The organism is Stenotrophomonas sp. 17(2023) (genome assembly GCF_030345315.1).
Taxonomy (GTDB): domain Bacteria; phylum Pseudomonadota; class Gammaproteobacteria; order Xanthomonadales; family Xanthomonadaceae; genus Stenotrophomonas; species Stenotrophomonas acidaminiphila.
In genome coordinates this window covers 1,578,903-1,592,597 of record NZ_CP128405.1, presented here as the reverse complement: position 1 = coordinate 1,592,597, position 13,695 = coordinate 1,578,903, and the positions used below count along the sequence as shown (strand labels likewise).

The 13,695-nt window shown below is 66.8% G+C and carries 13 protein-coding genes and 1 tRNA gene; 9 read left to right on the top strand and 5 right to left on the bottom strand.

The features are described 5' to 3' along the window. Nucleotides 1-8: 8 nt before the first annotated feature. Nucleotides 9-1,481, bottom strand: coding sequence for an NAD(P)H-hydrate dehydratase (locus tag QQA12_RS07080; RefSeq protein WP_226050314.1), 1,473 nt, complete (start codon nucleotides 1,479-1,481; stop codon nucleotides 9-11). Between the two features lie 23 nt (nucleotides 1,482-1,504). Here QQA12_RS07080 and queG point away from each other — a divergent pair, with 23 nt between their 5' ends. Both queG and xseA read left to right on the top strand, forming a co-directional pair. After that, complete coding sequence (queG, locus tag QQA12_RS07075; protein ID WP_226050313.1) at nucleotides 1,505-2,587, top strand: tRNA epoxyqueuosine(34) reductase QueG; 1,083 nt, start codon at nucleotides 1,505-1,507, stop codon at nucleotides 2,585-2,587. Between the two features lie 81 nt (nucleotides 2,588-2,668). After that, nucleotides 2,669-4,006, top strand: coding sequence for an exodeoxyribonuclease VII large subunit (gene xseA, locus QQA12_RS07070; RefSeq protein WP_226050312.1), 1,338 nt, complete (start codon nucleotides 2,669-2,671; stop codon nucleotides 4,004-4,006). Nucleotides 4,007-4,123: 117 nt separating this feature from the next. Here the strand turns inward: xseA and QQA12_RS07065 are convergent, their stop codons facing one another. Next, nucleotides 4,124-5,023 (bottom strand): M48 family metallopeptidase, encoded by a 900-nt coding sequence (locus QQA12_RS07065; RefSeq protein WP_054664975.1) that lies wholly within the window; start codon nucleotides 5,021-5,023, stop codon nucleotides 4,124-4,126. Nucleotides 5,024-5,072: 49 nt separating this feature from the next. Beyond that, complete coding sequence (locus QQA12_RS07060; RefSeq protein WP_226050311.1) at nucleotides 5,073-6,929, bottom strand: formylglycine-generating enzyme family protein; 1,857 nt, start codon at nucleotides 6,927-6,929, stop codon at nucleotides 5,073-5,075. 94 nt (nucleotides 6,930-7,023) lie between these two features. On the opposite strand from QQA12_RS07060, the gene rnd reads away from it, so the two are divergent. The 4 genes from rnd (at nucleotide 7,024) to QQA12_RS07040 (ending at nucleotide 10,730) form a co-directional block, all read left to right on the top strand. After that, on the top strand, nucleotides 7,024-8,118 hold the full coding sequence (gene rnd, locus QQA12_RS07055; RefSeq protein ID WP_226050310.1) for a ribonuclease D: 1,095 nt from the start codon (nucleotides 7,024-7,026) through the stop codon (nucleotides 8,116-8,118). An 81-nt stretch (nucleotides 8,119-8,199) separates the two neighbouring features. Then, nucleotides 8,200-8,275, top strand: a tRNA-Ala gene (locus tag QQA12_RS07050). A 176-nt stretch (nucleotides 8,276-8,451) separates the two neighbouring features. Continuing rightward, complete coding sequence (locus QQA12_RS07045; protein ID WP_226050309.1) at nucleotides 8,452-9,693, top strand: integrase arm-type DNA-binding domain-containing protein; 1,242 nt, start codon at nucleotides 8,452-8,454, stop codon at nucleotides 9,691-9,693. A 131-nt stretch (nucleotides 9,694-9,824) separates the two neighbouring features. Further along, nucleotides 9,825-10,730, top strand: a complete 906-nt coding sequence (locus QQA12_RS07040) for a toll/interleukin-1 receptor domain-containing protein (RefSeq protein ID WP_226050308.1) — start codon at nucleotides 9,825-9,827, stop codon at nucleotides 10,728-10,730. A gap of 243 nt (nucleotides 10,731-10,973) precedes the next feature. Here the strand turns inward: QQA12_RS07040 and QQA12_RS07035 are convergent, their stop codons facing one another. Together QQA12_RS07035 and yecR are read right to left on the bottom strand one after the other, a co-directional pair. Next, nucleotides 10,974-11,378 carry a hypothetical protein gene (locus QQA12_RS07035; protein ID WP_226050307.1) on the bottom strand — a complete coding sequence of 135 codons (405 nt, stop codon included), beginning with the start codon at nucleotides 11,376-11,378 and terminating at the stop codon, nucleotides 10,974-10,976. 40 nt (nucleotides 11,379-11,418) lie between these two features. Continuing rightward, nucleotides 11,419-11,745: a YecR family lipoprotein gene (gene yecR / locus QQA12_RS07030; protein WP_226050306.1), complete on the bottom strand. Its 327-nt coding sequence runs from the start codon at nucleotides 11,743-11,745 to the stop codon at nucleotides 11,419-11,421. A gap of 142 nt (nucleotides 11,746-11,887) precedes the next feature. Here yecR and QQA12_RS07025 point away from each other — a divergent pair, with 142 nt between their 5' ends. The 3 genes from QQA12_RS07025 to QQA12_RS07015 all read left to right on the top strand — a co-directional run bounded on the left by QQA12_RS07025 (nucleotide 11,888) and on the right by QQA12_RS07015 (nucleotide 13,680). Beyond that, nucleotides 11,888-12,133 (top strand): helix-turn-helix transcriptional regulator, encoded by a 246-nt coding sequence (locus QQA12_RS07025; RefSeq protein ID WP_325167377.1) that lies wholly within the window; start codon nucleotides 11,888-11,890, stop codon nucleotides 12,131-12,133. A gap of 207 nt (nucleotides 12,134-12,340) precedes the next feature. Further along, nucleotides 12,341-13,249 carry a ParB/RepB/Spo0J family partition protein gene (locus QQA12_RS07020; protein WP_226050305.1) on the top strand — a complete coding sequence of 303 codons (909 nt, stop codon included), beginning with the start codon at nucleotides 12,341-12,343 and terminating at the stop codon, nucleotides 13,247-13,249. A gap of 197 nt (nucleotides 13,250-13,446) precedes the next feature. Then, nucleotides 13,447-13,680, top strand: coding sequence for an AlpA family phage regulatory protein (locus tag QQA12_RS07015; RefSeq protein ID WP_226050304.1), 234 nt, complete (start codon nucleotides 13,447-13,449; stop codon nucleotides 13,678-13,680). The last annotated feature ends 15 nt before the right edge of the window (nucleotides 13,681-13,695 follow it).

Below are 13,695 nucleotides of genomic sequence, written 5' to 3'. Positions count from 1 at the left end.
GGCCGTCATTATGGATTGGCACGGGCGCGCAGGTGCGGCAGCAGGTCACGCGGCAGGAGTCCGCGCTGGCCGTCCGCGGCCGCCGCGTCGCCGGCCAGGCCATGCAGCAGCGCGCCGGTGCTGGCTGCGTCCAATGGCGACAGGCCCTGCGCCAGCAGCGCGGCGATCACCCCGGTCAGCAGGTCGCCCATGCCGCCCACCGCCATGCCCGGATTGCCCGCCGCGATCACCCGCGGCCGCTGCCCCGGCGCGGCGACCACGGTGCCCGCGCCCTTGAGCACGACCACCGCCGAAAACCGTTCCGCCAGCGCCTGCGCCGCGGCGAAACGGTCGCGCTGGATGGCGGCGTCGTCGACCCCAAGCAGGCGCGCCGCCTCTCCCGGGTGCGGCGTGAGCACCGCTGTGGGCAGCGCTCGCGGCTGCTGCGCCAGCAGGTTCAGCGCGTCGGCATCCACCACCAGCGGCCTGCCGCCGTCCACCGCCGCCAGCCACAGCCGGCGCCCCCACTCGTCCTGGCCAAGCCCTGGCCCGAGTGCGACGACACCGGCACGCGCCAGCAGCGGCGCCAGGTCGAATGCGTCCTCCACCGCATGCACCATCGCTTCGGGGCAACGTGCCAGCAGCGGCGCCACGTGCGCCGCGCGGGTGGCCGCGCTGGCCAGCCCCGCACCGCTGCGCAGCGCGGCCTCGGCGCACAGCATCAGCGCGCCACCGCTGCCATGGTTGCCACCGACGCACAGGACGTGGCCGGACTCGCCCTTGTGGGTGTTGAGGCGCCGCGGCGGCAACTGCGCCGGCAGCCGCGCCGCACTCCAGCGCGATGCGGCCGGCGCCACGCCGTCAAACGCCTGCGCGGGAACATCCAGCGCATCCAGCAGCCGCTGCCCGGCGTGCTCCAGCGCGGCGCCGGTGTACAGGCCACGGTGCGGCACGATGAACTGCAGCACGCGCGCGGCATGGATCGCCGCGCCCGGCACCGCACCGCTGTCGGCGTCGACGCCGCTGGGCACGTCCAGCGCCAGCACCGGCGCGGCGGCGGCGTTGACCGCGGCGATCAGCCGCGCGGCCTCCGCATCGGGCGCGCGGTCCAGGCCGATGCCGAACAGCGCGTCGACCACCAGGTCGGCATCGCGCAGGCAATCGGCGGCAAGCTCCACCCGGCCGCCAACGGCCAGGTAGTCGGTACAGGCACGCTGCGCCAGCGGGGTGCGTGGCGCGTGCCCGGGCAGGTGCAGCACGCACACCGCGCTCCCGGACTGGCGCGCCAGCCGCGCCAGCACATAGCCGTCGCCGCCGTTGTTGCCCGGGCCGCACACCACCACGATGCGCCGCGCCTGCGGCCAGTACTGCAGCGCGCACTGCCAGGCGGCCTGGCCTGCGCGCTGCATCAACAGGTAGCCGTCGCCACCGAGCGCGGCGGTGGCCTGCGCGTCGATGCGGCGCGCGGCGGCGGTATCGAACAGTCCATCGGGCTGGCTCATGCCCGCGATTCTATACTTGCGCCATGCCTGGAGCCGTTGCCACCGCCGACATGGCGCAGCTGTCGCTGCGCATCCGCCAGCTCGCGCGCGAGGCCGGCTTCCAGCGCTGCGGCATCAGTGGCGTCGACCTGGGCGAGGACGCGGCGCACCTGGCCGACTGGCTGGGCAAGGGCCTGTACGGGACCATGGAATGGATGGCGCGGCACGGCGCGATGCGCGCGCGGCCGCAGGAGCTGTTGCCGGGCACGGTGCGGGTGATCTCGGTGGGACTGGACTATGGCCACAAGGACGATGCCGCGGCCTGGGCCACCCTGGACGACGCCGAGCGCGCCTACGTGGCGCGTTACGCGCTGGGCCGCGATTACCACAAGCTCATGCGCAACCGCCTGCAGAAGCTGGCCGCGCGCATCGCCACCGAGATCGGCCCCTTCGGGTACCGCGTGTTCGTCGATTCGGCGCCGGTGCTCGAACGCGCGCTGGCGCGCAACGCCGGGCTGGGCTGGATCGGCAAGCACACCTGCCTGATCGACAAGGACGGCGGCTCGTGGTTTTTCCTCGGCGAGATCTACATCGACCTGCCGTTGCCGGTGGACGCCCCGGCCAGCGCGCACTGCGGCAGCTGCACGCGCTGCATCGACATCTGCCCGACCGCGGCGATCATCGCCCCGCACCGGCTCGACGCGCGCCGCTGCATTTCCTACCTGACCATCGAGCACGAGGGCGCCATCCCGCTGGAAATGCGCCCACTGATGGGCAACCGCATCTATGGCTGCGACGACTGCCAGCTGATATGCCCCTGGAACAAGTTCGCGCGGCGCACCGACGAGCCGGACTTCCGCGCGCGCAACGACCTGGACACGGCCACCCTGCCGGAGCTGTTCGCGTGGGACGAAGACGAGTTCCTGCGCCGCACCGAGGGCAGCCCGATCCGCCGCAGCGGCCACGAACGCTGGCTGCGCAACATCGCCGTGGCGCTGGGTAACGCGGCGCCCTCGCCTGCCGCGCGGCAGGCGCTGCTCAGCCGCCTGGACCACCCGTCCGAACTGGTGCGCGAACATGTCGCCTGGGCGCTGCGGCGCCACGACCCGGCGCACGATTCCCGATAGCGGCGGCGTGAGCGGCAGCCCAGGCATTGGCTTTGGCGCCCGCGCGCGGGAACAATAGCGTCCCGTTCCCCCGCGCCGACCATGGACAACGTCCTCAGCCCCAGCCAGCTCAACACCCTCGCCCGCGACCTGCTCGAGGGCGCGTTCCCGCTGGTGTGGGTTGAAGGCGAACTCGGCAATGTCAGCCGCCCTGCGTCGGGGCACCTGTACTTCACCCTGAAGGACGCACGCGCGCAGGTGCGCGCGGCGATGTTCAGGCCCAAGAGCCAGTGGCTGAAGTTCGTCCCGCGCGAGGGCGTGCGCGTGCTGGCGCGCGGCCGCCTGACCCTGTACGAGGCGCGCGGCGAATACCAGTTGGTGCTGGACCACATGGAAGAAGCCGGCGAAGGCGCGCTGCGCCGCGCCTTCGAGGCGCTCAGGGCGCAGCTGCAGGCCGAAGGCCTGTTCGACCCGGCGCGCAAACGACCGCTGCCGGCCCATGTACGCCGGCTGGCGGTGATCACCTCGCCCAGCGGCGCGGCGGTGCGCGACGTGCTCAGCGTGCTGGCGCGGCGCTTCCCGCTGCTCGAGGTGGAACTGCTGCCGACCCTGGTGCAGGGCGACGCCGCGGCCGCGCAGATCACCGCACTGCTGCGCCGCGCCGATGCCAGCGGCCGCTACGACGCGATCCTGCTGACCCGCGGTGGTGGCTCGCTGGAAGACCTGTGGGCGTTCAACGACGAACAACTGGCGCGGGCCATCGCCGCAAGCGCCACGCCGGTCGTCTCCGCGGTCGGCCACGAGACCGATTTCAGCCTGTCCGATTTCGCCGCCGACCTGCGTGCACCCACGCCGTCGGTGGCCGCCGAGCTGCTGGTGCCGGACCGGCGCGATCTCGACGCGCGCCTGCACGGCCTGCAGCGGCGGCTGGCGCAGTTGCAGGCGCACGCACTGGGCCAGGCGATGCAGCGCGCCGACCGTGCCGCGCTGCGGCTGCAGGCGCAGGGCCCGCAGGCGCGTCTGGCGCTGTTGCGGCAACGCCAGGAGGCGGCATACGCGCGCCTGCACGGCGCGTGGCAGCGGCAACTGGAACAGCGCCGCGCGCGCCTGGCGCATGGCCATTCGGTACTGCGCGCGGTGCAGCCCGCGCAGCGGATGGCACTGCTGCGCCGGCGCCTGGACGCACTGGCGCCACGCGCCCAGGCGGCCATGGCGCGCCAGTTGCAGCGCGACGCCATGCACCTGCGCGGCATCGCCCGTTCGCTGGAGGCGGTGAGCCCGCTGGCCACGGTCGCGCGCGGCTATGCGATCGTCACCCGCAGCACCGATGGTGCGCTGGTGCGTTCGACCACCCAGGTCCGGCCCGGCGACGCGCTGCAGGCGCGGGTGGGCGATGGCGTGCTGGACGTGCAGGTCATCGCGACCGGCGGTGCCTCCTAGCAACGGCACCTCCCCGCCCTGCCGCCCGCCCGGCGTGCCGAGGGCGGGCCTGCTTCGCCATGAGGCCACGCAACGCGCCCGGCCTCGCCGGCCGGGAACAGCGGCCGGTACCGCCGCTCAGCGTGCCTGCGCGGTCTCACAGAACCGCTGCCGGTACTCCATCGCCTTGGGCATCAATGCCTGCAGGTTCTGGATACGGGTGCCGGGATTGGGATGGGTCGAGGCGAACTCCGGCGGCGCCTGGCCGCCGCTGGCCGCCCCCATGCGCTCCCACAGCGGCACCGCTTCCTCGGGGTTGAAGCAGGCCGCGGCGGCCAGCATCAATCCGACTTCGTCGGCCTGGGTTTCGTGGCTGCGCGCATACGGCAGCAGGTAGCCGTAGCCGAAGGCCGACATCAGCATCTGTTGCTGCTGCGCGTCCATGCCACCGGCGGCACCGGCCATCTGCCCGATCTCGGTCAGCTTCTGCTGGGCCATGCGCTGCGCGCCATGGCGCAGCAGCGCGTGGGCGATCTCATGCCCCATCACCACCGCCATCGCGTCGGCATTGCGCGCCACCGGCACCAGCCCGGTGTAGACGGCCATCTTTCCGCCCGGCAGGCAGAACGCGTTGGCCTGGTCGGACTGCAGCACGTTCACCTCCCAGTCGAAGGTGCGCGAGAAATGGTTGGGCGGCTGGCCGTGCTCGGTGGCCAGGGCGGTCTCCACCACGTCGACCTTGGCGATCAGGCGCTGGGCGATCGCGCGGATCTGCCGCGCCACCTGGGCATCGGGATCGACCGGCCGCTCCTGCGCCATGATCTGCTGGTAGGCCTGCAGCCCCAGCGCCTTCTCGCCCTCGGCATCGAGCGTCTTGTCGATCAGCACCTTCTCGCCGGTATACGGGTCCACGGCGCGGTTGCCGAAGTAATAGCAGCCACCGTAGACCGCGAAGCCGATCAGGATCAGCCAGCGCAGGCCGCCGCCGATGCCGCGGCGCCGGTTGCCAGGCGGGTTGCCGAGAGGATCTTGTCGCATGGTGGACTCCGCCGGGAACGGTTGGACGGGACGATGGTAGCGCGCCGCCTCAGATGCCGCGCACCAGCCGGAAGCCGATGCGCGCACTGGTCACGTCCGAGTCCTGCGACAGCCGCCAGGCGGCACGGGTCTGCTCCGGCGCGTTGGCCCAGTTGCCGCCGCGGACCACGCGCTGCCGGCACCCCGGGTTGTACCAGGCCGCGCCATCGGGCGGCGCGCGCCGGTAGCTGGCATGCCAGCAGTCGGCCACCCACTCGCTGAGGTTGCCGGCCATGTCGTGCAGGCCCCAGGCGTTGGCGCGGAAGCTGGCCGCCGGTGCCGCGCCCCAGTAGCCGTCGCCGTAGCCGAGGAACGCGTTCTTCCAGTGGCGGCCGCTGGGCGAGACATCGAGGCTGCCGGTGAAATTGCCGCTGCCTTCCGGCGGCACCCCGGCGTCGCCCCAGGGATAGCGGCCGGTGGTGCCGGCGCGCAGCGCATACTCGAACTCCGCCTCGCTCGGCAGCCGGTAATGGCGGCCGGTCTGCGCCGACAGCCAGGCCGCATAGGCTTCGGCGTCGCGCACGCTGACATGCATGACCGGGTTGTCCGGCGGCGCCTTGGCGCCGTTGTAGCCGGCCTGCCAGTCGGCGCCGTTGCGGCGCACGAAATTGCCGCTGCGCTCGTCATAGACGATCGAATGCCCGCGCCGGGTCGCGCGCGGCCGCGCATTGGTCGCCGCCACGAAGCGGCCGAACTCGGCCACCGTCACTTCGGTGATGGAGATCGCGAAACCACGGTCGAAGCGCACGTAGTGCTGCGGGCGCTCGGCGTCGCTGGCGCCCGGCTCCCCGTAGCCGGCGCCCATCTGGAAGCCGCCATGCGGCACCACGATCATCTGCGGGCCGCGCCCACCGTCCTGCAGCGCGTCGCTGAACACCTGGCCCGGACGGAAGCTGCCGTAATGGGCGACCAGGTCGATGCGCTGCCGCAGCACCGCCACCGCCGCGTCGCCGGGCGCGGCGATGCGCAGCGCCTGCTCCAGCTTCTCGCGCGCCGCCTTGAGCCCCTTGGGCGAGGTGAGATCGCGCAGGCCGCCGTCGCGCAGGGCGGCGAGTTGGGCCATGCGCATCGCCTCGATCCGCACCCGCGCATCGGCTACCGTCGGCGCGTCCTCGCGGATGCGCGAGGCGCGCTGCAGCCACTCCAGCGCCGCGTTGAAATCGGCATGCGCCGCGGCGTCCTCCGCCTGCCGGATCAGGTCGCTCTCGACCGCGGCCAGGCCCTGCCGGGCGCGGCTGTTGCCCGGTTCCAGCTCCAGCACCTGGGCGAATGCGCCGGCGGCCAGGGCCGGGCTGCCGCTGCGCAGCGCCTCCTCGCCCGAGCGGTTCAGCGCCAGCAGGCGCCGCGCCGCCTGTACGCGCTGCTGCAGCTCCAGCTCCGCCCTGCCCTCCGGCGCCAGGTACACGAGTACCGCGGCCTGGGTGGCCGCTTGGGCCAGCGCCTTGCGCTGTTCTTCCGGTTGTTGCAGCAGCGCGCGCACCGAAGCGAGCAGGCGCGCGTGGGCCTTCTCCAGCCCGCGCCTGGCCTCGCGCTGCTGCGGCTGCAGCGCCAGCACCGCCAGGTACAGCGGGATCGCGTCGTCCGCCGCCTGGTACAGGCGGTCTTCGGCCAGCGCCACGCCCGCCCGCTTCAACGCGTCGCGTACCTGCTCCGGCTGCAGCTCGACCGGCGGCGGCGACCAGGCCGGCAGCGGCACCGCGGCCGGGTCCGGTGCGGCGACCACCTGCAGCTCCTGCGCCGCGACCGGCGCCACCGGCTCGGCCACGACCGGCTGCGGCGCGCTGGCCGCAGGCGGCTCCTGCCTGCAGGCGGCGCTCGCCAGCGCGACGGACAGGGCCAGACAGGCCAACGGGCCGGTTGTACGCAAACTTCCTCCCATACAGGCTCTGCGCGCTCGGGTGCGCTGCGACGTTAGGCTATTCTCGCCTGCCTGGGCAAACCCTGCAGTTGATGGAATAGACGTGGCTCACTGGATCAAACACCCGGCGGAACTGGAAGAACGCTACCGCCAGCGTCCCGACCGCATCGGCCTGGATACCGAATTCATCCGCGAACGCACCTACTGGCCGCAACTGGCGCTGGTGCAGATGGCGGTGGGCGACGAGATCCTGCTGGTCGACCCGCTGGTACCGGGCATGGCCGATGCCCTGCGCCCATGGCTGGAGGATGCCTCGATCCTCAAGATCATGCACAGCGCCAGCGAGGACCTGGTCGCGTTCAAGTGCGCCTGCGGCGTCCTGCCACGGCCGCTGTTCGACACCCAGATCGGCGCCGCGCTGGCCGGCATCGGCGGCGGCATGGGCTACCAGAAGCTGGTCGCGCAGGTCACCGGCGTGGTCCTGCCCAAGGGCGAGACCCGTTCGGACTGGATGCGCCGGCCGCTGTCCGACGCGCAGCTCGAGTATGCCGCCGACGACGTGGAGTACCTGTTCGCGCTGCACGACGCGATCGACGCGCGCCTGCGCGAGCTCGGCCGCCGCGACTGGCTGCAGGACGACGCGCAGCGGCTGCTGGCGTCGGTCGAGAACGATGAGGGCGAGCGCTGGCCGCACCTGTCGATGCGCGCGGCGCAGTTCCTCGAACCGGACGCGCAGCGCCGCCTGCTGCGCCTGTTGCGCTGGCGCGACCAGCAGGCCCGGCACAGCGACCGGCCGCGCAGCTGGATCCTGGACAACGAACTGGCCACGCTGCTGGCACGCACGCCGCCGGCCGACTACGAGGCGCTGCTGCGGCTGTTCGAACGTTTCCCGAAGGCGCCGCGCAAGCTGGCCCAGGCCGTATGGCAGGCGCTGCAGACGCCGCTGGCCGACGAGGACCAGGCACCGCAGGCGCTGGCCGCCACCGATGGCAACAAGGCCGCGCTCAAGCGCCTGCAGGACGCGGTGGCCCGGCGTAGCGCCGACCTCGGCCTGCCCGACGGCCTGCTGGCCTCGCGCCGGCACCTGGAAGCGCTGCTGGAGGGCGGCGACTGGCCGGCCGCGCTCGGCGGCTGGCGCCGCGAGCAGTTGCAGACGCTGCTGCAGCCCCTCTTGGCGACGGCGCCGGCATCGCGTTAGAATTCGCTGGCGATGTGATGCAGTCACACGGCTGACGGGGTCCCGCCCCCACCCAGCGCACTGCATTCACCAGAGAAGTACGGGGCCATAGCTCAGCTGGGAGAGCGCGTCGTTCGCAATGACGAGGTCGGGAGTTCGATCCTCCCTGGCTCCACCAAATTTCCGTCCTAGACGGTGCGACCAAGGCTGGAAAGACCTGATTTTAAGGGATTTCTAGCCTTTTTCGTATCCAGCGCAGTCCAGCCCAGACCCGCCAAATCCGGCGGTAAGAGGCGGTAGGTTTGGCGGTAGCCGGGGCACTCCCTTAGCCTGTTACCGTCAAGGAGCTGCCCGATGCCTCTCACCGATACCGCCATCCGCAAGGCGAAGCCTGCCGACAAGCCGCAGAAGCTGCGCGATGGCAATGGCCTATACCTACTCCTGCAACCAGATGGCGCACGCTGGTGGCGTTATGACTATCGCCGCCCCATCACTAGCAAGCGCAACACGCTCTCATTCGGCACCTACCCGGAAGTGAGCCTTGCAGATGCTCGCGAGAAGCTCGCAGAAGCGCGCGGCCAACTGGCGGCCAAGATCGATCCCGGTGAACAGCGGAAGGCCGTCAAGGCCGCTGGCGAGGCCGCAGCTGCCAACAGCTTCGAGGTCGTCGCCCGCGAATGGTTCGCCAAGCAGCAGAAGGAATGGAGCACCCAGTACGCGGACAAGGTCATCCGCCGCTTGGAGAGCGACATCTTCCCGTGGATCGGCAGCCGCCCAGTCGGGGCCATCACTGCGCCAGAGCTATTGAGGCATCTGGAGCGGATCGAGCAGCGGGGAGCCATCGAGACCGCCCACCGCGCCCTACAGACCTGCGGCGCGGTCTTCCGCTATGCCGTGAGGACTGGACGAGCCGACGGCGATCCGACCGGAGCCCTAAAGGGCGCGCTGACGCCATGGCGCCCCATGCCATTCGCCGCCGCGACGACTCCAGCAGCGGCGACCGCCCTACTAAGGAAGATCGACAGCAGCACCAGCAGGCCAATTGTTCGGAGCGCGCTGCGCCTGGCCCCATTGCTCTTCGCCCGCCCCGGCGAACTTGTCCGCATGAGGTGGACCGAGTTGGATTTGGACGCAGGCCAATGGCGCTACTTCGTAACCAAGACTAAGCGCACCCACATCGCCGCGCTTTCCTCACAAGCAGTGGAAATCCTGCGCGATCTGCATCCCCTGACCGGACGCGGCGAGTTCGTGTTCCCTGGCGGACGCGATCCGCGCAAGCACATGTCGAGCAATGCCATTCTGGTAGCCGCACGACGCTGTGGCATCGAGAAGGACCAGAGCACCATTCATGGCTTCCGACACATGGCAAGCACGCTACTCAATGAAATGGGCGGCTGGAACCCCGATGCAATCGAATCAGCACTGACCCACAAGATGCCCGGAGTACGCGGGGTCTACAACCAAGCTCAGTACCTAGAGGAGCGCCGAACGATGATGCAGTCTTGGGCGGACTACCTCGACACACTGAAAGCTGACGCCACTAGTAAGGTCGTCCCCTTCAAGCAGAGAATAGCGCACAAGCAGGCTCTGAACTAAGGTCTAGGCGCGGGCTTAGAGCGATCGTCGACCTCAGCGCGAGATTAAAGCAGCTTCCTTGTTCTCGCTAAGAATCGAGCTTAATGTCCGTTTGATGCATACTGCCTAAATATTAATAGCCAGGAACGCGCATGTACAACTTGCTAATGGCCTACCAGGAAGGTACGTGGGATCAGGATGAATTTGTCCTTGGGCTACCCCGGTATCTTGAGTACACCGCCCAGCCCCTTGTTGAGCGATTCGGGTCCCTAGATGAACCAACGATCCAGCATCTCAAGGATATTCCCACCCTATTTGCATATGAGGATCGAGGCCGTGATGTCGGTATCGCCGCCAGGGTCGGCAGGGTTGATGATATCCAGGTCAGATACGGCGGAGTACGAATTAAATGGTCTTTCGACGCTGGTGTGGGGCCGATTACCGCTTTAGCGTTGAGGGAAATGTTTGGTTCACTCGATATTTCGGAGCGAAACTGGGAACACACGAGGACCCATTGGGCCTTAAAGGATGTGGATCTCTATGACGTGCTTCAGCGATATGGACATCTTGAGAATGACCCGACACCGCCGCCAAGAGTATTCGTGTCGTATTCCTGGGACTCCCAAGAGCACATTGAGTGGGTGAGAGACTTGGTAAACACACTGCGAGCAAACGGCATTGATGCCATATCCGACAAAACGCATCTGAGATTTGGCCAAAATTTGCCTCATTTTATGGAGCAGGCCGCATCTTGCGAGCGTGTGATCGTCGTTTGCACTGAGAATTACATGAACCGAGCCGATGGACGGGTGGGAGGTGTCGGCTACGAGCATCTGGTGACCGCGGCTGAGCTCGCGCACGACCCGCTTTCGATACGGTTCATTCCGGTGATCCGCGATTCAAGAGATGCCGCTCATATGCCTACGAACCTTAGAGGCCGTTTTTATGCCGACCTTTCCCATGGGCCGAACTTCAATGCGAACTTACAAGAGTTGGTAAGAGATCTGCACAGCGCGATGCCGTCGATTCCACCAATTGGTCGCAGACCAAGTTTCTGATGTCCCGCAAGACCTCGCGCGCTCGCCTGAACGGTTGCGACCTCTTTGCGAGCACGAGTTATTGTGAACTGGATAACCCGGAAGGCCGTAGACAACCACTTTCTTTCTGAGTGTACGCAACTGGCTAAGAGCAGACGTTTGATCAGAACCAACGGAATGGCCAGGCGCAACCTGGCACTGATGCTCAGGTGAACCAGAATCTGCATCCATACCTCTCGTGCAAATTCAGACAATTGGCCCACTTCAGGCTACTCGGTGCAACAAAATGAACGAATCGCGGGCCCGCACGAGCCCCAGCCTTATCTCCGTGATGGAGTCCACGGGCTTATCCATGTAGAACGCCACATCGTCAGGCGATCCGATCATGGCTTCCAGCACGTCAAGCTGCGTCCCCGCAATTGGTGGGCTTGCGACTTTGCCATAACTGAGAGAGTCCGCGAGGCTTTTCAGGCAGATTGCAATGAAGTAGGTCTTCTCTGCGGCATCATGTCCGGCACTAGTAGCAACGAAATCCGCTTTCGCCTTCACCGCTGAGGCTAGCGCTTCCACGGCATTGATACTTTGACGAAACCGCCAGAAGTTCCAAAGGTAACGTACAAGCCAAAGACCGGCTGCGCAGATCGCGACTGTCCCTATGAACTCAAGCATTGAGCCTCCTGCATCAACGGCATCTGTATCATTTCGGTGACTACTGCTGACCAGGTGAGCCGGTGCACTGGAACTCGACTGTGACGCGCCTTGATCCGCAGTTTCCGAAGCCCCGGCGTGACAGGCACTCTGTGCTTTGCGATCCGAATGGTTCCGCCCCTCTGTAGCCCCAGTTCTTGCACTTCTGCTCGGCAAGCTGGATTGCCTGCTGCTCGCTCATGTCGAGGCGCTGGAACTCGTTACGCTCATAAGAGAGCGCGACCACGCCGTCTGCACGACTTGCCTTGGTAACAAGCCAATCCGCATGCGTAGCACATGCGCTGAGAACAAGTGCGGCCGCGGCGATACCGCAGGACTTCAACTTCATCGTGATCCCCCTTGTGTCAGATCGAAGAGCGCTTAGCAAACCAGCGCCCACGAATCATAGGGCTCGCACTACAAATTGTCACCCATAGAGCGTGACCTCATAGGGCGTGGCCCGATAGAGGGTGCACCGGCATCGTTCTCTCATGAAGAAGGAAGCGATGCCCACCGATCCCCGTATCCTGTTTGGACTCCGACTTGCCGAAGTCAGGAGAGCCAAGGGGCTATCCCAAGAGCGCCTAGCCTTGGAGAGTGGCCTTGCTCGCAGCTACCTGGGCGGCGTCGAGCGCGGGCAGCGCAACATCGCCCTGCTGAACATCTATCGCCTTGCCGATGCACTTGGAGTGCCCCCGGCCTCCCTGTTACCGCCCCCCTCTACCCCTCCTCACTAGCCTGCTTATCCAGACTAGCTTGCTTGTCCAGCGCGAATGACATGAAACCAAGTCATTGATTCAAAAGATAAAGTGATTTGGTACGCATATAGAGCGAGAGAACGCACGCCTCTCCTTGCGCGCGGCTGCAAGCTAGCCCAGAGCTATCTATAAGGACGGAGCCCCGTCGGCGTCCGCGTGCCTCCCGTGCGACACAAGGAGGTAGCCATGTCATTTCACGATGTATTACAGCAGTTCCAATCCGCATCCACTCAGTCGATCCCACTGAAGGCCATACAGACAAGGGACGCGTTGCAACCCAGAGTCACCCGCCTCATCCCCATAAGAGACAAGGGGCGCGCCGAAGAAAGTAGGGAGCAGCACATCGCCTCGCTTCGCTTGGTACTGGAAGCAACAGAGCGAAACCAGCTTGATCCAGTGTGGCTTGCAGAATTAGATACGGCAGCTCCACAGGGCCTTTCTCTAATAGATGGCCATCACCGGCTAAGGGCATACGCGCAGGCGGGAAGAGAGACGATCCCCGCGAAAGTACTGCGCCTTGACTGGAACACCGCAGTGATCGTGTCAAAGCTGGTGAACTGCACAGGCAGATCGCTCGCGTTGCATCCCGAGCAATGCCGGGACGCCGCATGGCAATACCTCGCAAGCATCACCAAGCGCGGGACAACCGGCCTGCCCCCAGGGGAATCACTGCGCTCAATCGCGGCAAAGTTCAGCATCAGCAAGAACACAGTAAGCAGCATGCTGTCCTATCTTCCCGACGTGACGCCCACCAATTTCACCTCATTCGCAATAGACCCTGGCACTGATTGGCCTAGGTGGCGATATGTCAGGGAGGCAAAGAGCGATTGGCATACGAACCTGCCCGCATCCCACGAAGAGCAGCTGAATCGGGATGCGGAAAGAGTAGCAAGGCAGATCATGAAAATAGTGGATGCGTCATCACCTGCGGTACGCGCAAGGGCGCTAGAGATGTTAGCCAATGAAGAGGTTCAGGCTGCAAATCAGCTGGATTCTGTGGAGCTTCTCGCTCACTTCAGTCCACCGCCATCGCCTCTTTCTGTCCCAATTGGGACACCCTCTGTCCCATCGCAACTGGCGCATCTGGACACCTGACGTACCGAACCAGACTTGGCCGCCTCATAGGCAAGAGACCGGACCAAATTCTGCTGCGCTATTGCGCGCTGCCACTCCGATCATAGAACGCTCTATCGCCCCCCATACCCCCTAGACCGGGCACCTCCCGCGATAGCCCCTCCCAGCAAGGCTCGCTGCGCACCTGTGCAGCGGGCCTTTCTCATTTCAAGGAACCCATGACGACTCAACCACAGACGACGCTGCCGTATCACTTCATGCGCTTGCCCGAGGTCATCGCGACCGTCGGCGTGAGCAAGTCCACGCTCTATGCTTGGGCGGCAGCGGGCAAATTCCCGAAGCCAGTACAATTCCCCGGCGGCAACATCGCTGCCTGGGTGTCCACTGAAGTGGCGGCATGGATGTGCGCAGCGGTCACCGCGCGCGATGCTGGACATAGCCTAGCCGCCTGATGTTGGCGGTAACTA